Source organism: Thioclava sp. GXIMD4216 (assembly GCF_037949285.1).
GTDB lineage: Bacteria > Pseudomonadota > Alphaproteobacteria > Rhodobacterales > Rhodobacteraceae > Thioclava > Thioclava litoralis.
In genome coordinates, this window is record NZ_CP149926.1 from 1,462,830 (window position 1) to 1,480,685 (window position 17,856).

Here is a 17,856-nt window from a genome sequence, read left to right on the forward strand (position 1 = left end):
GCGTGTTCCTTAGATCAACTGATCGCGAGTTTCAGGCCCAGAAGGCCCAACAGACCGCCAAAGACACGGTCTATCGTGGATTTGAGGTTCAGATAGGCGCGGCGGGTCCGTTCCAACGAGAAAATACGCGAAACGATAACATTCCAGCCCGCATCGTTGAAAAAGACAATGCCGAGAATCGCGGCATAGAGCCATGCGGGGGCATGTGGCGGCACGAATGTCAGGAAAATCGTGCCGAAAAACACCGCAGGTTTCGGATTGGCCAGCTGTGTCGCGATACCAAGCCAGATAAGCCCGAGCGGGCTGCGGGGAGCTTTGGTTTCGGGCAGGGCCTCGTCCAGCGGGTCGGGCGCGTGACGCCACATCTTGATCGCCAGATACAGAAGATAGGCCGCACCGGCGAATTTGAGGGTGGTCAGCAGGGCAGGGGCAATCTGGAACAGCAGCGCCAGCCCGAAAAGCGCCGCCATCGCCCAGATGCAGGCCCCAAGACCGATGCCCACGGCAAGCCAGCTGCCGCGGGCAAATCCTTCACGCAGGCTGGTCCGGGCGCATAACAGGACCGCCGGACCGGGCGAGATCGCCGCAGCCAGATGGACCAGATAGATTGCGCCCAGAACGCCCAGCACAGGATCAGTCCTTGCGTTTGGTGGTGACGTCGATATCCGGCGCGTCCACGGCCTTCATGCCGACGACATGGTAGCCTGCATCCACATGCAGCGTCTCGCCGGTGGTGGCGGTGCCCAGATCCGACAGCAGGAACAGTGCGGCCTTGCCGACCTCGTCCTGCGTCACATTGCGGCGCAGCGGCGAGTTCAGTTCGTTCCACTTCAGGATATAGCGGAAATCGCCGATCCCCGAGGCTGCCAGCGTCTTGATCGGACCGGCCGAAATCGCGTTGCAGCGGATGCCGTCCTTGCCCACATCTTCCGCGATATATTTGACCGAAGCCTCAAGCGCCGCTTTGGCGACGCCCATCACGTTGTAATGCGGCATCACCTGCTCGGCACCGTAATAGGTCAGCGTCAGCAGCGACCCGCCTTCGGGCATGATCTCGACGGCGCGACGGCACACGGCGGTGAAGGAATACACCGACACATCCATCGTCAGGCGGAAGTTTTCCGGCGAGGTGTCGACATAACGGCCACGCAGCTCGTTCTTGTCGGAGAAGCCGATGGCGTGAACGAGAAAGTCGATCTTGCCCCATTTCTCTTTCAACGCTGCGAAGAGCGCGTCGATGGACTCGCCATTCGAGGCATCGCATTCGATGACGGTGTCGCATCCCAGCTCGACCGCCAGCGGGTCAACGCGTTTTTTCAGCGCCTCGCCATGATAGGACAGGGCCAGTTCCGCCCCCGCATCCCGAAGTTGTCTCGCAATGCCATAGGCGATGGATTTGTCGTTCGCCAGGCCCATGATCAGGCCGCGTTTGCCTGCCATAAGATTATTGGTCATGTCAGGTTTCCCCCGCTTCCCTCTGCTATGATGGATTGCCTTAAGAGAAACGCAGCGAAAGAACAAGGTGCAGCGCTTGCATTCTGCTGCTGCAAGCGCAAGGTGTGGCGCGAGGCGCATCTGATTTGCAACGCGGATCGTGCGGAAAATTGAATATGTAGGACGGAGACAGAGCCGATGAGTGATCGCGAGGGGATATTTGCGGGGCGCGACCCGTTTGCCATTGCGCAGACGTGGCTGGAAGAGGCCGAAAAGACCGAACTCAATGACCCGAACGCGATCGCGCTGTCGACGGTGGATGCGCAGGGCCTGCCGAATGTCCGCATGGTGCTGCTGAAAGAGATCGAGGGGGGCGAGGCCGCCTCGGGGGGGGCGTTCGTCTTTTACACCAATTACGAATCGCGCAAGGCACAAGAGCTTGATGGAGCGGGCAAGGCCGCCTTCGTGCTGCACTGGAAGTCCCTGCGCCGTCAGATCCGCGTGCGCGGGCTTGTCAGCCGTGAGGACGGGCCGCAAGCCGATGACTATTACGCCTCCCGTTCGCTCAAGTCGCGGCTCGGGGCATGGGCCAGCCACCAGAGCCAGCCGCTCGAAAGCCGGGCCCATCTTATGGCCGAAGTGGCAAAGATCACGGCGCTCAAGGGGCCGAACCCGAAGCGCCCCCCGTTCTGGGGCGGGTTCCGTATCGTTCCTGTAGAGATTGAATTTTGGGCTGATGGCGCATTCCGTTTGCATGACCGGTTCCGTTGGGAACGAGCTGACGTAACGTCAAATTGGTCGGTTTCGCGCTTAAACCCTTGAATTTCACGCTTCGTGAACTGCAATAGAGGTAAAATAATCGTTTTTTTTCCAAATCAGTTACGTTACCTCTTTGATATGAGGAGACGTGCTGCATTGGGCCATGTGGCACAACGTGTCTAGTTATTCGACGGATCTATTACACATGATTGACGGTGTGAACGAATTGAGCGAACTCCGAGGGAAGGTCAAATGGTTTGACCCTGCCAAGGGGTTCGGTTTTATCCTTGATGGGGAGGGCGGTCCCGATATCCTTCTCCATGCCAATGTTCTGCGGAACTTTGGTCAGGGATCTGTGGCGGATAACGCCCTGATTTCTGTTCGGGTACAGAAGACCCCGCGTGGGCGGCAGGCCGTTGAGGTCCTGCAGATCGACCCGCCCGAGAACAGCGATGATATTCCGCCGATCGAGGATCTCGACGGAACGGAAGCGAGCGATCTTGAAAATCTGCCGCTCGAGCCTGTGCGTGTGAAGTGGTTTGATAAGGTGAAGGGCTTCGGATTTGCCAATGTGTTCGGCCGCTCCGAGGATGTCTTTATCCATATCGAAGTGCTGCGCCGTTCCGGTTTTGCCGATCTGGCGCCGGGGGAGGCTGTATGCCTGAAGGTGATCGAGGGACGTCGGGGCCGCATGGCCGCGCAGGTTCTGTCTTGGGAAAGCGGGCTGCGGTCCTGAATATGGGGCGCAGGCCGGGTGTTTCGGGTTTTTTGGGGGCGGCGCTTTGCGCGCTCCTTCTTGCCATTGGTGCTCCGGTGCTGGCGGCACCGGTGTCCTGTGCGATGGATGCCGCCGTCCTGACGGGGGCCACGAAGGCCGCGGTCACGCGGTTCCGGATCGAATTGGCCACAACCGCGCAGCAACGCGCCCGTGGCCTGATGTATCGCGAGACCCTGCCGCAGGATGCGGGCATGCTTTTTGTCTATCCCGATGAGGCCCCGCGCGCTTTCTGGATGCGCAACACGCTGATTCCGCTTGATATGCTGTTTATCGATGCGGCGGGGCAGATCGTCTCGGTGCATGAAAATGCCATTCCGGGCGACGACACGCCGATCGCTTCCGGAGGGAAGGCCCGTTTTGTGCTGGAATTGAACGGGGGACAGGCCCGCGCACACCAGATCGCGGCAGGCAGCATTCTGTCCCATCCCCTGATCGAAAGCGGCAAGGCCCGCATTCCCTGCGCCCCATAGGCCGCGCGGGGCCGGTTTGGCGCGCGAAACGCGTATTTCTCCGATAGGTTCGGGCGGGAGTGGCAACTTGCCTCTTTCCCTTTCTGTCGCGAGACGTTATCAGACCTTCAGTCGGGGCGTAGCGCAGCCTGGTAGCGCGTCTGTTTTGGGTACAGAAGGCCGTGAGTTCGAATCTCGCCGCCCCGACCATTTTTAGAAGTTGTTCCTTTTCAGCAGGTTACGGCTTCAGGCTTTCTCCGTGTGTTACAGAGCAGTGTATGTCACATATGTTGCATGATCCTATCGGAGTTCTTTGATAGAGACACATGCAGAGCGTAATGTCACGCGGTTCAATATGTCTCCGATAGATTGATCGATGATTCAAGAATCAGATGTGGCGGATTGCGCTGTTCAAGACTCTATCGTCGCAGTCACTTTCCGAAAATTGCCCGAAGTGCCGAGCGGGACCGAGCGGTGATGCGTGGATCGCTATCCTCCGATGCCTCACGCAATTCCAACAGCCAGCGACGCTCGTTCTCTGTGACAGGGCTTCCGTAGATCTCTTCGATGGCTTGAGCGGAGGTCTTGCCCACGGCTTGCTCCAGCGCGCGCCGCAGGAACCAAGCGGGGTCCGTCTCCAGCGCCTTGGCCAAGGATGGTATTCGGTCGAGGGGGATCTTCGATTTTCCAGCTTTCAGGATCGAGATCATATTGGCATTGGTGAAGCCTGCCTCAGAGGCGATCTCGCTCTGCGTTTTCCGGTGCGCCAGCGCCTCGATCCGTTCGCGAAGGAAGCGTGCGCCGGGGCTGTCTTTGAATGGGGTCATGGTGTCAGCTCTCATCTTGTTGTCGATAGGCTGAGATTACCGGCTGTTGTAATGCGTGTCGGGTGGGGAGCGATGATCGCGTCGTGATCCCATTTAAAACGTGGTTCGCGTTATGTCGGCGTGAAAACGTCTTGTGCGATTGATTGCCAAGGCTAATATGATGCTTAAGACATTTTTTTGGCCTGTGTATTTAATCGCTGTGTTCTATCGGCATTATAAGAAGTTGGATTGATCATGTTTGATGCGGTCGTCGCGAAGAAAGCAAAGATGGCTGCCATTATTGATGGCGCTGGTAAACAACCTCGGGAAGATCTGATTACGTCATCGTTATTCGGGACCCTGAGATTTCTTTCCAAATCGGCACAAACGAAAGCGATGCAAGCTCTTGTTGGCCCGATGATCCCCGAACATAGCTCTATCTTCCTTTGGCCATATCTGTCGGGCGCCAAGAATGCCGAACCTGATGTAGTGATCAGCTTGGAAGATGGGTCGTTCTGGATAGTTGAGGTCAAATGGGGGGCGTCGCTCGGTGACGATCAGATCAAGCGAGAAATCGACACTGTAGCTTTTGGTCGCTGTCGTCGTGGCGGACTTCCCGTGGGGCCGAGAAAAGTGGCAGGTTATACGCTTTTAGGTGCGTTAGATAAGCATGATGAGGCTTTGAATAACGCTAGAGAGGCGTATTCTGGCCGCATTGAGCTGTTCTCGCGCCGTTGGGTTGATGTCACCGAGACGCTGCGGCAGTTGGCGCAGCAAAGCGATGATAATCCCGGGCTGGCGGCTTGGTCAAAAGTGGCCGCGGACTTTCTGAGTGGCGAGCCCGAAGGGCGAGTTCTCGGCCATTGGCCGGACGCTTTCAAGATGCCGCCGAGCTGTAGCTATCATTTCGACTTCGGTCATCGATTTGGGCCTCGAGATCTCGTTGAAGTTTCGGCGTGTGGATTTGATTTTAAAGGAAAATAGTGATGACTACTGATGAATGCCTCTGGCAGTCAGCATCTAACATTCTGCGGGCTCAGGATAACCTGAATCTTCTTTTTGACGCGTTTGATGCGGTAGAGTGCGATTCAGAGCGCCTTAAGATTGAGTTGGAGGACGCAGACAAGAGCGATGGGGACTTTATTCAAGCCGAATGGAATGCTTATTATTCCGTTAAAACTAAAACGGCTCTCGCAAAGGGGTGGCAGTCGGGCTGGCTAACTCTAGCCATACAGCTGACGTGTAACGAGAGCCTTGAGGCGAGATGGGATCACGGTAAGCGAGCTAAAGTTCTTGTAGGTTATGTGCCCTTGAAAAAATCAGATGAAGCTTGGGGGTTTGATGCTGATGGTCCAAACTCTGCCGGCTATCGGGACAAGTGCGTAATGCGTGAGCTCTACTGGCAGCTCATCGAAGATAATGGTAGGCTTAGTTGGTTTTATGCTCTGCCGCTCGATCTTATGACGAGCACGCAAGCCGTGAAGAAGCTGATTGTTGATCCGGTTCATAGCGTGCTTCGCTCAGAGACCCCGCAAGATCCGTCCATCGTCTTGGCGAAAATTAAGGACAAGCTTTGCTGCCCGCCACCAATGGCGAGCAAATAAGAAAGGTCGAGGTTGCCACCTGCTTCAGGCAGGTGGTTGCTCTTCCGGTCTCGGTGAGGCTCGTTGCAGGCACCGCGCCTCCAGGCGTTAAGGCTGATCAGAGTTTCTCGCTATCCACATTTTCAGTGCCTCATATATCTTGTCTTTGATGGTCCCTGCTTCGCCTCTGGCTATTGCATTGCCCAAAGAAGCATCGAGACGTGGGTAGCCAAGTTCATCCATGACGTTCCCCATTTTGAGGCTACGTCGATCCATTATCTCTTTGATCAACGTAATGTCTGATTTCGTCAGCGAGCGTCGTCCGGTTGGGATGGCGCCTGCCGCTAAATGCGAAGTGGGGGGGATGCGTCGGAGGCGCTGCAGTTGTGAGAGTTGGTGCTGGAGCGGCCTTGGGCGTGCAACCGATCAGCGCACGGAATTGGTCTCTCTCCGAAGTGCTGGCCGCATCCCACGCCTCCTGAAGTCTTTTAAGGGCAGGTTTGGTTTTTATGAGCCCAGCAGCGCGACGTGCGTCCGTTATGCTCTTGTAGATGCCAGACTGCAGATCGGCATACACTTGAGGATGGGCTATGTGATCCTCCCTGTGGGTGTGCCTGCGGGTGTATGGCATCGGTCCAACGGGGATTAGAGGTTTACTCTTATGGCTATGTCGACTTTGATGATCCAAGCAAGGTCGAATGGGGTCTTAGCGTGGGGAATTTCAGCACTACCCCTTTGGAAAATTTCGAATTCATTCTTCTGGATCAAGATGGCCATATAGTCGGCTCGCCTCGACGCACGGCGCGACTTATCCAGCATTCCAACATTGACGCTCGCTTCTTGATAGATGTGCCGAGCGAACAGTTCTTGGTTGAAGGCTATCGGGCTTGGATTTGCGCGTCAGGGAATGTTGCTGGCTCCGAAACGCGTGCCTACTTTACAGTTGAGCTCGAAGGCCACCCGGACGCGAACGAGATGCAGATGTTTTCTGTCATCAAGAATGATGTCACTGCCGAGCCGGATGCTGTGTGCCGAAAATAATCTTGAACCCGATTTCCTTTAGCGATCGCTTGGCTTCGGGAGCTCACCTCTCGTTAAAGCGCTTATCAGGGCGCCGGACAGCCTCTAAAAACCGAACACAACCAGTGCTCAGATTGGGAGCCAGCCGAGGCGGATCAGGTTCGGCTGGCGATTCTTCAAAATCTGCATCTATGAGGCTAGTGATGTCCTATCTTTCACGTGGAACCGGCAAGGCCTTTAGGGGGTAAAATCGGATTTTATCAGATGCTCGATGTCCAAGCCTGGGTAAGCAATCGAGTTGATCAGCTCAACACGCTTTTCCAGCATGCCTTGTGGGAGCTGACCATATCTGCCCGTCATTGAGGCCTCGGTGTGCCCGAGTATGAAGCCGAACTCTTGATCGAGGTGCCCAGCGCGTCGAAGCGCATCCACAACGCCGTGCCGGAACGAATATTGTCTCTCGGGGTTTGGTGAGCTTCGGGTGTGGCGGCAGGGAGTAGCACGTGCTTTCAAGTATCTGCCGAATTTCCATGCACTGCTGCTGGATGAGCGTTTCGATTCAAAGGCGCGCCCAATGAAGAGCCAGTGCTTCGAGATCGAGGTTGAGCTGTTTTCTTGGATGCCCGACGGAGATAGTAAAAAAGTAAAGGATTTTGAAGCTGCTAAAGCAGTGCTTGGCGAGCTGTCGATCAACCAGATTTATGCGCCCAAGCTGGCTATTCCGCTTGGCGGAAATTTCGAGCTGGAGAGCCTGCAAGTGACTTCAGCCCCGGAGTATCTGCAAATGGTCACTGAACTCGAGCCGCCTCGTGTGATGACCACTGATGACCTTGCGCGGATTGCATTTGGCGCTGATGGGCCGCAGGCGTTGAAAACGGCAATGAAGGATGTGCGTTGAACCGCCATGGCGGAGAGGGCAAGGCCGCGGCATAGGCAGCTGTAAGAGGGGGCGCTGTCTGTTGAAGGACCGTTTTGGGGCTCAGCCTGCTGGGCTGGCGGTTCTGCGATAGCCAAAGTATCAGCGCCACATACATCGCACGGTCGATGGTCTCGGCTTCATCTGTGGAAAGCGCGTTGCATGATACAACATTGGGCCTGCCATACCGTCCGCGTCATGCCACGGGGTTCTTGTCGGGCGTCCACGGGGGCGGGGGGGCTTTTTGTAAGCAGGCTGCCTGTATCCTCCGGATAGTCGTTAATAAATAGAGGCTTGGGAGAATCGCTGAGCCGTTGGTGGCGGGCGTTTTCTCCTGCGGAGGGAAGAGCTTTCGGAATCCTTCCCCTTGGTGGCGCCGTTAAGTGTTATTTTTGCGAAAATGTGATTTTGCGTCCTTTTTGGGCGCGCGATTGTGGATAATTCCCGCCAATCGTCTTCGGGCGAAGCCAAGCCTCCGTGACTCAAGGAAAACTTCCGGACAGCTCGCCATCCTGACGGATGGGGCCTCTGTGGAGGAATCGGCCCGCCCTTTGCCGGACTCTGCCGTCAACATCAAAAACGCCCTTCCGGTGATTAAAGATCAGTTGACGCGTCACTAACCCTAGGCCAATTTGTGCAAAGTCCCAGATGAAGCCACCAGATGTAGTGGTGTTGGGGCTACGCAGGCAAAATATGCAGATTCAGTGTGGAATCGGTCTTGCATGGGGGTGCAGGGCTTTGACTGCGTGCGCCGACAATGTTGGTGGGTGAATGTTGCCATTGTTCAGGGAATTGAGCAGATGAAGATCGAGCGGAAATTCACAACCTCGGAAAGCGGCGCTTATGGCGCGATTGCCTTCACGACGACGGACTCAGAAATTCGCAATCCGGACGGGAAAATCGTCTTTCGCAACGATAGCGTTGAGATTCCCGAGGGCTGGAGCCAGGTCGCCTCTGACGTTCTGGCGCAGAAATATTTCCGTAAGGCGGGGGTTCCTGCGGCGCTGAAGCGCGTGCGCGAAAAGGATGTGCCGGAGTTCCTGTGGCGCTCGGTTCCCGATGAGGCCGCGCTGAACGATCTTCCTGAAGACAAGCGGTTCGGCGGCGAGACCTCGGCCAAGCAGGTGTTTGACCGCCTTGCAGGCGCTTGGGCCTATTGGGGCTGGAAGGGTGGCTATTTCACCAGCGAAGACGACGCCCGCGCCTATTATGACGAGATGCGCTATACGCTGGCCCGCCAGATGGGCGCGCCGAACAGCCCGCAATGGTTCAACACCGGTCTGCATTGGGCCTATGGCATCGATGGCCCGAGCCAGGGCCACCATTATGTCGACCCGAAAACCGGCAAGCTGGTGAAATCGGCCTCGGCCTATGAGCACCCGCAGCCCCATGCCTGCTTCATCCAGTCGGTTTCGGATGATCTGGTCAATGACGGCGGCATCATGGACCTCTGGGTGCGCGAGGCGCGCCTGTTCAAATACGGCTCGGGGACGGGCACCAATTTCTCCAGCCTGCGCGGCGCGGGGGAGGCCCTTTCGGGGGGCGGCAAGTCTTCGGGGCTGATGGGGTTTCTCAAGATCGGGGACCGCGCGGCAGGGGCGATCAAATCGGGCGGCACCACGCGGCGTGCGGCCAAGATGGTTATCATCGATATGGACCACCCCGATATCGAGGATTTCATCAACTGGAAGGTCATCGAGGAGCAGAAGGTTGCCTCTCTGGTCGCCGGTTCCAAGCTGCATGAGCGCGAGCTGAACAAGATCTTCGCCGCGATCCGCGCCTTTGACGGTTCGGATGAGGGGGCGGTCGACCCGGCCAAGAACCTCGCGCTGAAGGCGGCGATCAAATCCGCCAAGGGCGTGATGATCCCCGAGACCTATATCAACCGCGTGCTGCAATATGCACGTCAGGGTTATAGCAGTATCGAATTCCCGACCTATGACACGGATTGGGACAGCGACGCCTATGCCTCTGTTTCGGGCCAGAATTCCAACAATTCGGTGCGGGTGACCAACGCCTTCCTGAAGGCCGTGAAGCAGGATGCCGATTGGGAGCTTCTGCGCCGCACCGATGGCAAGGTCGCCAAGACCATCAAGGCACGTGACCTCTGGGAGCAGGTGGGCCATGCCGCATGGGCCTGCGCCGATCCGGGCATCCAGTTCCATGATACCGTCAACGAATGGCATACCTGCCCCGAGGACGGGCCGATCCGCGGCTCGAACCCGTGCTCGGAATATATGTTCCTTGACGATACGGCCTGTAACCTTGCGTCGATGAACCTGCTGACCTTCTATAAGGACGGTCGCTTTGACGCGGATGCCTATATCCATGCCTGCCGCATCTGGACCATCACGCTGGAAATCTCGGTGATGATGGCGCAGTTCCCAAGCCCGCAGATCGCGCAGCGTTCCTATGATTTCCGCACGTTGGGTCTTGGTTATGCCAATATCGGCGGTCTGCTGATGAATATGGGTCTGGGTTACGACTCGGATGAGGGCCGCGCGCTGACCGGTGCGCTGACGGCGATCATGACGGGCGTGTCCTATGCCACCTCGGCGCAGATGGCGTCTGAACTGGGTGCCTTCCCGGGCTATGCCAAGAACGCCGCCCATATGCTGCGGGTCATCCGCAACCATCGTGCGGCCGCGCATGGCACGGGCACCTATGAGGCGCTTGAGGTCCAACCCGTCGCGCTGGATCACGCGAATTGCCCCGACCCGAAGCTGGTCGAGCTGGCGACCGCCGCATGGGATCAGGCGCTGGCCTTGGGCGAGGCGCATGGGTTCCGCAATGCGCAGGTCTCGGTGATTGCGCCCACGGGCACCATCGGTCTGGTCATGGATTGCGACACCACCGGCATCGAGCCCGATTTCGCGCTGGTGAAATTCAAGAAGCTCGCAGGCGGCGGCTATTTCAAGATCATCAACCGCTCGGTGCCTGCGGCCTTGGCCAAGCTTGGCTATAGTTCCGCGCAGGCCGAAGAGATCGTGTCCTATGCGGTGGGCCATGCCAGCCTTGGGAATTGCCCGAGCATCAATACGACCTCGCTGATCGGTCATGGCTTTGGCGAGGCCGAGATCAAGAAGATCAACGCGGCTTTGCCTACGGCTTTCGACATCCGCTTTGTCTTCAACCAATGGACGCTGGGCGAGGAATTCTGCCGCGATACCCTTGGTATTCCGGCAGAAAAGCTGAACGATCCGAGCTTCGACATGCTGCGTCATCTGGGCTTTAGCAAAGCGCAGATCGAGGCCGCCAATGACCATGTCTGCGGCACGATGACCCTTGAGGGCGCGCCGCATCTTCGCCCCGAACACCTGAACGTCTTCGATTGCGCCAATGCCTGCGGCAAGAAGGGCAAGCGCTATCTGTCGGTCGAAAGCCATATCACCATGATGGCGGCGGCGCAGAGCTTTATCTCGGGCGCGATTTCCAAGACGATCAATATGCCCAATTCTGCCTCGATCGAGGATGTGAAAGCGGCCTATGAGCTGTCCTGGTCGCTGGGCATCAAGGCCAATGCGCTTTACCGCGACGGGTCCAAACTCAGCCAGCCCCTGGCCTCGGCGCTGATCGAGGATGACGAAGAGGCCGAAGAGATCCTTGCCACCGGCAGCCCGCAGGAGAAGGCGCAAGTGTTGGCCGAGAAGATCGTCGAGAAGGTGATCGTCAAGGAACTGGTACGTAGCAATCGTGAAAAGCTGCCGACGCGTCGCAAGGGCTATACCCAGAAAGCGATTGTCGGCGGGCATAAGGTGTATCTGCGCACTGGCGAATATGATGACGGCTCGCTTGGCGAGATCTTCATCGACATGCACAAGGAAGGCGCGGGCTTCCGTGCGATGATGAACAACTTCGCCATCGCCGTGTCGGTGGGGCTGCAATATGGCGTGCCGCTGGAAGAGTTTGTCGATGCCTTCACCTTCACCAAATTCGAGCCTGCGGGCATGGTGCAGGGCAATGACTCGGTCAAGAATGCGACCTCGATCCTTGATTACGTGTTCCGCGAACTGGCGATTTCCTATCTTGACCGCACCGATCTGGCGCATGTGAAGCCCAAAGGCCATACATTCGACGATATCGGGCATGGTTCGGAAAGCTCGCTGGAAGAGGACGAGCAGGCATCGAAATCGCTGGAAGTCCTGCGCCAGATTTCGTCTTCGGGCTATCTGCGCAAACGTTTGCCGCAAGAGCTGATGGTGTTTCAGGGCGGTCAGGCGGCGGTCGGGTTCTCGGAAACACAGACCGGCTTTACGGCCAAGACCTCTACGGCTGTGTCCTCGGGCACGGTGTCGATGGATGCCCGCACCAAAGCCAAGATGCAGGGCTATGAGGGCGAGGCCTGTGGCGAATGCGGCAATTACACGCTCGTGCGCAATGGGACCTGCATGAAATGCAATACCTGCGGCGGCACCTCGGGCTGTAGCTGATGTCGAGCGGTCCGGCCCGCAGCCGGACCTGACCACCTCTTGAACGTCTTCATGGAGAAAACGTTGGAACTGATTATCGGAAATACGCGCGTTCAGGCGGCAGAGCTTGAACTGATCGAGGGTGGCATGGTTGCCAAGCTTTCGGGGGATGCGCTGAAATCGGTGCTGAATGCGACATTCGGCGGACAGGCCTCGGTCGAGGTCTGGGGCGCGGGGCTTGGCGCCTGCCCGATGAGCGTGGCCGAGATCGAGATGCATGGTGCATCTTCGACCGTGACGCTCATGCAGTCGGGCTCGGCTTACGGCCTGCACTGAGCACAGGCGATGTATCCCCGGGGTGGGGACCCGTGATTTTGGGTGGTGGTTAACGAGTTCGGGGGCAGGTGCGCTTGCCCCAGACGTCGAGAGGGCCCAGGCAAAAAATGATCCGACGAGGGCAGTGAACGAGAACGAGCCCGACTGACGAAACTCCCCCTATGGCCGCTGGCCATAGGGGTTTTTCTTTTGCCGTAAAGCAGGTTACTGGTCTTTGGTGCAGACCGGCAGGTCAAGCGTGACCTGCGCCAGAGGTCCGGCCTCGCGCGGGAGGATCTCGAAGCGGGTCGGGATGCCCAGATCGCGCGCCAGCCGCATCACGATGTCCAGCCCCAGTCCCGATCCGGCAGAGCCGCCGGACTTGCCGAAACGTTCCAGATGGAAGCTGGCCTCGGGTGGGGCGGGGTTGGTGACCCGCAGACGCCCTTGCGGTGACAGTTGCAGCCGGACTGTGCCGGTGCCGTGATCGCGGGCATTGCCCAAGAGATTGCGCAAGATGATCGCCAGCGCATCGCGGTCACTGGAAATATCGAGCCGGTCCAGATCGCTGTCGTCAAACAGGATCGGGGGCTGCCCGTTGCTGTGCGGGCGCAGCTCGTGGCAAAGCAGCCGGATCAGCGCCACAATATCGATCCGTTCCCGCGCAAGGCCCAGCCCCGCCTCGGCGCGTTCAAGCTGTAGCAGGCGCTCGACGCGCAGCGACAGCCGGTCGATCGTGTCGATCAGATCCCTGCGCGCGTCGGCCTGCGCGGCTTGGGGCGTGGCGGCCATGACCTCGATCCGGCTGCGCAGCACCGCCAAGGGCGTGCGCAACTCATGTGCGGCATTGGCGATGAAATGGCGCTCGGCGGCGCGCAGATCCTTGATCCGGTCAAGGTAGATGTTGAAGGCATCGGTGACAGGGGCCATTTCCTGCGGCAGCATATCCGCCGAGAGGGGCGAGAGGTCCTCGGCGCTGCGGCGGCGCATCCTATGCGAGAAGGCGATGGTCGAGGACAGGCTCTTGCGCAGGGTCAGGATGACGGCGGCGGTGACAATCAGCAAAAGCGGGATGATCAGGAACAGGAAGGCGCGGGCGGCTTCCATCAATTCATGGCTGCGGCGCTTGAGGCTCTGGCCGATCTCGATCACGCCGTCGGGGGTTGTTTGCCGCACCACCTGCCAGTCTTCGGTCTGGCTGATCCCATCACGCCCGAGCGCAGGCCAGGGGGCAGCGGTGGTCGGCCCCTCCGGCAGCAGGATGCGCATCTGCCAATCCGTGTTTTGCGCATGGCTGTTGGCCCAAGTGGCAATGGCTTGGGTCTGGTCATGCGCCAGAAGCTGCGCCACCAACGCGGCGTCGTCCTTCAACGCGCCATCCAGAACTTCGCCCATTTCATGGTTCAGCGCATAAATGCCCACGCTCAGGGTCGCGATCCAGCCAAAGCCCACCGCCAGAAGCACATTGCGCAGCAGGCGCTTTTTCAGCGACCACGGCGTCACGGGATCAGATATCCCAAACCGCGCCGCGTCACGATGACCTCCGCGCCGAGCTTCCCCCGTAGCCGCGAGATATAGACCTCGACCGCATTGCTTTCCACGCTGTCATCATAGGCGAACAGGGTCTCTTCCAGTGCGGCCCGCGACAGAATGCGCCCGCGCGCCGCCAGAAGCGCCTCGAAAAGCGACCATTCCCGCGATGTCAGACGGATTTCTTTGCCTTCGCCAGTTGTGCCTTCGCGCCAGAGCCGTGCCGCGGCACGGTCGATCCGCAGATCGCCAAGGGCGGTCTGGGCGGTCGGGTTGCCTTCCGAACGCCGCGCATGGGCGCGCAGCCTCGCGGCCAGTTCGCCCAGATCGAAAGGTTTGGTCACATAGTCATCGGCACCGGCATCTAGCCCCGCGATCCGGTCCGAAATCTGGTCGAGCGCGGTGGCAATGATCACCGGCGTGCGGTCACCGGCGCGTCTGCGGGCGCGTAGAAGCGTCAGCCCCGACCCGTCGGGCAGCCCCAGATCGAGGATCACCCCTGCATAATCGGTCACATCCCAAGCGGCCTCGGCCTCATCGACCGAGGCGGCAATATCCACCGCATGGCCTTGCAGGCGCAGGAATTGCGCGACATTGCGGGCCAGATCGGGGGTGTCTTCAATCAGCAGCACTCTCATGCTTTCTGGATAGCGCGGGCCTGGCGCCGAGGCGAGGAAAAACCGCGCCTGTGGCAAACGGCCAGACCGATCTCAGGCCTCAATTCTCAGGCCTCAACTCTCAGGCATCAACCCCTTTCATGCCCTCTGCCGTGTAGCGCGCGCCCGCAACCGGCATCTGCGCCAATGCGTGGTCCAGTGCGGCCAGATCTTCGGGGGTCAGGACCACATCCAGCGCGCCAAGATTGTCCGCAAGATAGGCCGGACGCTTGGTGCCGGGGATGGGCACGATATCGTCCCCTTGTGCCAGCAGCCATGCCAGCGCCAGTTGCGCGGGGCTGCAGCCTTTGCGCAGGGCCCAGTCGCGCACCAGATCGGCGATGCGCAGATTGCTGGCCAGCGCCTGATCCTTGAACCGTGGCAGCATCGCGCGGAAATCGCCGCTGGCCAGCTTGCTCGGGTCGCTATAGGCGCCGGTCAGGAACCCGCGCCCCAAGGGCGAATAGGGCACGAAGCCGATGCCCAACTCGCGGCAGACAGGCAGGATCTCGGTCTCTACGCCACGGGTCCAGAGCGAATATTCGGTCTGTAGCGCGCTGACCGGATGCACGGCATGTGCGCGGCGCAGGGTCGCGGCGCTGACCTCGCAAAGACCGATATGGCCGATCTTGCCCTCGGCCACCAGTCGGGCCAGCGCCTGCATGGTCTCTTCGATCGGCTGGTCGGGAGCGACGCGGTGCACATAATACAGATCCACCCGTTCCACACCCAGCCGCCTGAGCGACCCTTCCAGTGCCTGCCGTGCATAGGCGGGGCTGGTATCGATGTCGCGTTCATAGGCTCCGGGCTTGCGCACAATCCCGAATTTCGTGGCGATTTTGACTTTCGCGCGGGTCTCTTTCAGAAAACGCCCGATCAGTTCCTCGTTGTGGAAGGGGCCATACATGTCGGCAGTATCCAGAAAATCCAGCCCCGCCTCTGTCGCCTGATGCAGCACCTCCAGCGATTGCGCATCATCGCGGGGGCCGTAGAATTCGCTCATGCCCATACAGCCCAGCCCCAAGGCCGAAACGTGGAGTTCTTTCGTCAGCGAACGTTTTTGCATGATCGGTCCTTTCCGCTTGTCTTGTGCTGCCGGTCTTGCCATTTTTCAGATACGGAGAGTATCCACCAAATCGGTATGCCGCTTTCCGGAAATGGAAGGTGGGGCCATGACAATCGTCTGGGATGATCTGAAAGTGTTTCTGGCGGTGGTGCGGATGGGCACGTTGTCGGGGGCGGCGGGGCAGTTGCGGCTGGGGCTGGCCACGGTGTCGCGCCGGATCGAGAGGCTGGAGGCCGCGATGGGCACGCCATTGTTCTTGCGCACCCAGACCGGCTATCGCGTGACCGAGGATGGTGCGGCGCTGGTGGAACGGGCCGAGGATATGGAGGCGGCGGCCAATAGCCTTGCGGGCCATGCGCAGCCCTCGCGCGAGGTGTCGGGCACGGTGCGGCTGGCCACGGCTGAAAATCTTGCCACCGATCTGATCCTGCCCGCTTTGCCGCGTTTGCAGGCCCGACATCCCAAGCTTTGCCTTGATCTGGTGACAGATGTGCGCACGGTCAATCTGCATCGTCGCGACGCCGATCTGGCGCTCAGGATGGTCAAACCGGAGCGCGGCCATGTCACGTTGCAGCGTCTGGGGCGGCTGGGCTTGGGGCTTTATGCCGCGCCGTCCTATCTGGCGCAGCGGACAACCGGTGGTGAGGGCGCGGCCTTCGATCATGACGCCTTCATCATGTGGGGCGAGGGGCAGTCGCATCTGGCTGCGGCCATCTGGGTCGAGCAGATGCTGCAAGGCCGTCCACCGGTTCTGTCGACCACTTCGCTTGCCACACAGGTGGCGGGCTGTCGGGCGGGGCTGGGGCTGGCGGTCCTGCCACATTTTCTGGCGCAACCGCGCGGGCTGGTCTGCCTGCGCCGCGATCTGGGGATTGATCAGCCGGTCTGGCTGGTGACCCAGACCGATCTTGTGCAATCGCCGCGGGTGCGGGCGGTGGCCGATTTCCTGCGCGATCTGGTCGAGACCCATCGCGCCCATCTGGCGGGCGACGCGCCTGCCACCTGCTGAAGCTCACGGTTCTTTCATCACCTTAGACGGCCTTGCGCATGTGCGGCAGGATCGGGCGCACTATCTTTGGGTGCAGATGCATTTCTATGAGGACCAAGGGCGGCTTCGACCCTTGAAACCGTTTGAGAAAGGAGGCCTTTCATGAAGACCAACACACTTGGCACGACCGGTCTGGAGATTTCCCCGATTGTGTTCGGCGGCAATGTTTTCGGCTGGACACTGGATGAGGCGGCGAGTTTTCGCATGCTGGATGCGCTGATCGATCACGGCTTTACCACGATTGACACGGCGGATGTCTATTCCGCATGGGGGGAAGGCAATAGCGGCGGCGAGTCCGAGACGATCCTTGGCAAGTGGTTCGCCGCGCGGCCCGGCCTGCGCGAGAAAGTGACGCTGTTTACCAAGGTCGGTTCCGATATGGGCGGTCCGGGTGAAAAAGGCCTGTCGCAAGCGTGGATTTCCAAGGCGATCGACCTGTCGCTGGAGCGGCTGAAAACCGACCATGTCGATCTTTATTTCTCGCATTGGCCCGATGACAGCGTGCGCCATGAAGAGACGCTGGGGGCCTATCGTGACCTGTTGGCAGCGGGGAAAATCCGTGCGATCGGGGCGTCAAACTATGATTACGCGTTGCTGTCCTCGGCGCAGCGCGTTGCGAAAGACCACGGGCTTCCGGCCTATCAGGTGCTCCAGCCCGAATATAACCTCTATGACCGTGACGGGTTCGAGGGCGATCTGCGCGCGTTCTGTATCGCGCAGAATATCGGTGTGGTCACCTATTTCAGTCTTGCCGCCGGGTTCCTGAGCGGGAAATACCGCAGGCCCGAAGACCTCGAAGGGTCCAAACGCGGGGATATGGTCCGGAAATATCTGAATGATCGGGGGCTGGCGGTGCTTCAGGCGCTGGACGAGGTGGCCCTGGCCCATAATGCCAAACCCGCCGAGGTGGCACTGGCATGGCTGATCGCGCGGGAAGGGGTCAGCGCCCCTATCGCCTCGGCCACCAGCGAAAGCCAGCTTGCAAGCTTTGTGAAGGCGGCAGAGCTGCATCTGGCCGAGGACGAGATGAACGCATTGACAGAGGCGGGCGCGGTGGAGGCCGCGCAATAGGGCCGGAAACGGGGCC

Annotated in this window: 18 protein-coding genes and 1 tRNA gene; 12 read left to right on the forward strand and 7 right to left on the reverse strand. The window is 59.3% G+C overall.

The annotated features are described in order from the left end of the window. Nucleotides 1-14: 14 nt before the first annotated feature. Together WDB88_RS07315 and fabI are read right to left on the reverse strand one after the other, a co-directional pair. On the reverse strand, nt 15-629 hold the full coding sequence (locus WDB88_RS07315) for a LysE family translocator (protein ID WP_339107024.1): 615 nt from the start codon (nt 627-629) through the stop codon (nt 15-17). A 4-nt stretch (nt 630-633) separates the two neighbouring features. Then, on the reverse strand, nt 634-1,455 hold the full coding sequence (gene fabI, locus WDB88_RS07320; protein ID WP_339107025.1) for an enoyl-ACP reductase FabI: 822 nt from the start codon (nt 1,453-1,455) through the stop codon (nt 634-636). 177 nt (nt 1,456-1,632) lie between these two features. Between fabI and pdxH the strand changes: the two genes are divergently transcribed. The 4 genes from pdxH to WDB88_RS07340 all read left to right on the forward strand — a co-directional run bounded on the left by pdxH (nt 1,633) and on the right by WDB88_RS07340 (nt 3,630). Next, a complete protein-coding gene (gene pdxH, locus WDB88_RS07325) occupies nt 1,633-2,256 on the forward strand; it encodes a pyridoxamine 5'-phosphate oxidase (protein ID WP_339107026.1) in 624 nt (207 codons plus the stop codon). A gap of 142 nt (nt 2,257-2,398) precedes the next feature. After that, nucleotides 2,399-2,929 carry a cold shock domain-containing protein gene (locus WDB88_RS07330; protein ID WP_339107027.1) on the forward strand — a complete coding sequence of 177 codons (531 nt, stop codon included), beginning with the start codon at nt 2,399-2,401 and terminating at the stop codon, nt 2,927-2,929. Further along, a complete protein-coding gene (locus tag WDB88_RS07335; RefSeq protein WP_339107028.1) occupies nt 2,905-3,441 on the forward strand; it encodes a DUF192 domain-containing protein in 537 nt (178 codons plus the stop codon). Before WDB88_RS07330 ends, WDB88_RS07335 begins: the two co-directional genes overlap by 25 nt. A gap of 112 nt (nt 3,442-3,553) precedes the next feature. Further along, nucleotides 3,554-3,630 (forward strand) — tRNA-Pro (locus tag WDB88_RS07340). Nucleotides 3,631-3,851: 221 nt separating this feature from the next. On the opposite strand, the gene WDB88_RS07345 is transcribed toward WDB88_RS07340, so the two are convergent. Further along, the gene (locus WDB88_RS07345) at nt 3,852-4,247 is read right to left on the reverse strand and encodes an XRE family transcriptional regulator (protein WP_339107029.1); all 396 of its coding nucleotides are present in this window, start codon (nt 4,245-4,247) and stop codon (nt 3,852-3,854) included. 234 nt (nt 4,248-4,481) lie between these two features. Here WDB88_RS07345 and WDB88_RS07350 point away from each other — a divergent pair, with 234 nt between their 5' ends. Together WDB88_RS07350 and WDB88_RS07355 are read left to right on the forward strand one after the other, a co-directional pair. Then, the gene (locus WDB88_RS07350; protein ID WP_339107030.1) at nt 4,482-5,210 is read left to right on the forward strand and encodes a hypothetical protein; all 729 of its coding nucleotides are present in this window, start codon (nt 4,482-4,484) and stop codon (nt 5,208-5,210) included. 2 nt (nt 5,211-5,212) lie between these two features. Next, nucleotides 5,213-5,830, forward strand: a complete 618-nt coding sequence (locus tag WDB88_RS07355) for a hypothetical protein (RefSeq protein WP_339107031.1) — start codon at nt 5,213-5,215, stop codon at nt 5,828-5,830. Between the two features lie 87 nt (nt 5,831-5,917). Here WDB88_RS07355 and WDB88_RS07360 read toward each other — a convergent pair whose 3' ends face one another. Further along, entirely contained in the window at nt 5,918-6,052 is a 135-nt protein-coding gene (locus WDB88_RS07360; protein ID WP_339107032.1) for a hypothetical protein, read from the reverse strand. 381 nt (nt 6,053-6,433) lie between these two features. Here WDB88_RS07360 and WDB88_RS07365 point away from each other — a divergent pair, with 381 nt between their 5' ends. The 4 genes from WDB88_RS07365 (at nt 6,434) to WDB88_RS07380 (ending at nt 12,490) form a co-directional block, all read left to right on the forward strand. Beyond that, nucleotides 6,434-6,850 carry a hypothetical protein gene (locus WDB88_RS07365; RefSeq protein ID WP_339107033.1) on the forward strand — a complete coding sequence of 139 codons (417 nt, stop codon included), beginning with the start codon at nt 6,434-6,436 and terminating at the stop codon, nt 6,848-6,850. Between the two features lie 460 nt (nt 6,851-7,310). Then, complete coding sequence (locus tag WDB88_RS07370; RefSeq protein WP_339107034.1) at nt 7,311-7,727, forward strand: T6SS immunity protein Tdi1 domain-containing protein; 417 nt, start codon at nt 7,311-7,313, stop codon at nt 7,725-7,727. 818 nt (nt 7,728-8,545) lie between these two features. Continuing rightward, nucleotides 8,546-12,175, forward strand: a complete 3,630-nt coding sequence (locus WDB88_RS07375) for a vitamin B12-dependent ribonucleotide reductase (RefSeq protein WP_339107035.1) — start codon at nt 8,546-8,548, stop codon at nt 12,173-12,175. Nucleotides 12,176-12,238: 63 nt separating this feature from the next. Continuing rightward, the gene (locus tag WDB88_RS07380; RefSeq protein ID WP_339107036.1) at nt 12,239-12,490 is read left to right on the forward strand and encodes a hypothetical protein; all 252 of its coding nucleotides are present in this window, start codon (nt 12,239-12,241) and stop codon (nt 12,488-12,490) included. 204 nt (nt 12,491-12,694) lie between these two features. Here WDB88_RS07380 and WDB88_RS07385 read toward each other — a convergent pair whose 3' ends face one another. The 3 genes from WDB88_RS07385 to WDB88_RS07395 all read right to left on the reverse strand — a co-directional run bounded on the left by WDB88_RS07385 (nt 12,695) and on the right by WDB88_RS07395 (nt 15,721). Further along, nucleotides 12,695-13,972: a histidine kinase dimerization/phospho-acceptor domain-containing protein gene (locus WDB88_RS07385; protein ID WP_339107037.1), complete on the reverse strand. Its 1,278-nt coding sequence runs from the start codon at nt 13,970-13,972 to the stop codon at nt 12,695-12,697. Then, nucleotides 13,969-14,637: a response regulator transcription factor gene (locus WDB88_RS07390; protein ID WP_339107038.1), complete on the reverse strand. Its 669-nt coding sequence runs from the start codon at nt 14,635-14,637 to the stop codon at nt 13,969-13,971. The genes WDB88_RS07385 and WDB88_RS07390 overlap by 4 nt, the downstream gene beginning before the upstream one ends. A 100-nt stretch (nt 14,638-14,737) precedes the next feature. Then, the gene (locus tag WDB88_RS07395; RefSeq protein WP_339107039.1) at nt 14,738-15,721 is read right to left on the reverse strand and encodes an aldo/keto reductase; all 984 of its coding nucleotides are present in this window, start codon (nt 15,719-15,721) and stop codon (nt 14,738-14,740) included. A 106-nt stretch (nt 15,722-15,827) separates the two neighbouring features. Here WDB88_RS07395 and WDB88_RS07400 point away from each other — a divergent pair, with 106 nt between their 5' ends. Continuing rightward, nucleotides 15,828-16,730: a LysR family transcriptional regulator gene (locus tag WDB88_RS07400; RefSeq protein WP_339107040.1), complete on the forward strand. Its 903-nt coding sequence runs from the start codon at nt 15,828-15,830 to the stop codon at nt 16,728-16,730. Nucleotides 16,731-16,871: 141 nt separating this feature from the next. Next, nucleotides 16,872-17,840, forward strand: a complete 969-nt coding sequence (locus WDB88_RS07405; RefSeq protein ID WP_339107041.1) for an aldo/keto reductase — start codon at nt 16,872-16,874, stop codon at nt 17,838-17,840. Nucleotides 17,841-17,856 lie beyond the last annotated feature (16 nt).

Bases quoted from the DNA above. Each gene is read 5' to 3' on its own strand.
- WDB88_RS07350 (WP_339107030.1), top strand. From the start codon at position 4,482: ATGTTTGATGCGGTCGTCGCGAAGAAAGCAAAGATGGCTGCCATTATT.
- WDB88_RS07365 (WP_339107033.1), top strand. From the start codon at position 6,434: ATGGCATCGGTCCAACGGGGATTAGAGGTTTACTCTTATGGCTATGTC.
- WDB88_RS07330 (WP_339107027.1), top strand. From the start codon at position 2,399: ATGATTGACGGTGTGAACGAATTGAGCGAACTCCGAGGGAAGGTCAAA.
- WDB88_RS07355 (WP_339107031.1), top strand. From the start codon at position 5,213: ATGACTACTGATGAATGCCTCTGGCAGTCAGCATCTAACATTCTGCGG.
- WDB88_RS07400 (WP_339107040.1), top strand. From the start codon at position 15,828: ATGACAATCGTCTGGGATGATCTGAAAGTGTTTCTGGCGGTGGTGCGG.
- WDB88_RS07345 (WP_339107029.1), bottom strand. From the start codon at position 4,247: ATGACCCCATTCAAAGACAGCCCCGGCGCACGCTTCCTTCGCGAACGG.
- pdxH (WP_339107026.1), top strand. From the start codon at position 1,633: ATGAGTGATCGCGAGGGGATATTTGCGGGGCGCGACCCGTTTGCCATT.
- WDB88_RS07375 (WP_339107035.1), top strand. From the start codon at position 8,546: ATGAAGATCGAGCGGAAATTCACAACCTCGGAAAGCGGCGCTTATGGC.
- WDB88_RS07390 (WP_339107038.1), bottom strand. From the start codon at position 14,637: ATGAGAGTGCTGCTGATTGAAGACACCCCCGATCTGGCCCGCAATGTC.
- WDB88_RS07360 (WP_339107032.1), bottom strand. From the start codon at position 6,052: ATGGATGAACTTGGCTACCCACGTCTCGATGCTTCTTTGGGCAATGCA.
- fabI (WP_339107025.1), bottom strand. From the start codon at position 1,455: ATGACCAATAATCTTATGGCAGGCAAACGCGGCCTGATCATGGGCCTG.
- WDB88_RS07405 (WP_339107041.1), top strand. From the start codon at position 16,872: ATGAAGACCAACACACTTGGCACGACCGGTCTGGAGATTTCCCCGATT.
- WDB88_RS07395 (WP_339107039.1), bottom strand. From the start codon at position 15,721: ATGCAAAAACGTTCGCTGACGAAAGAACTCCACGTTTCGGCCTTGGGG.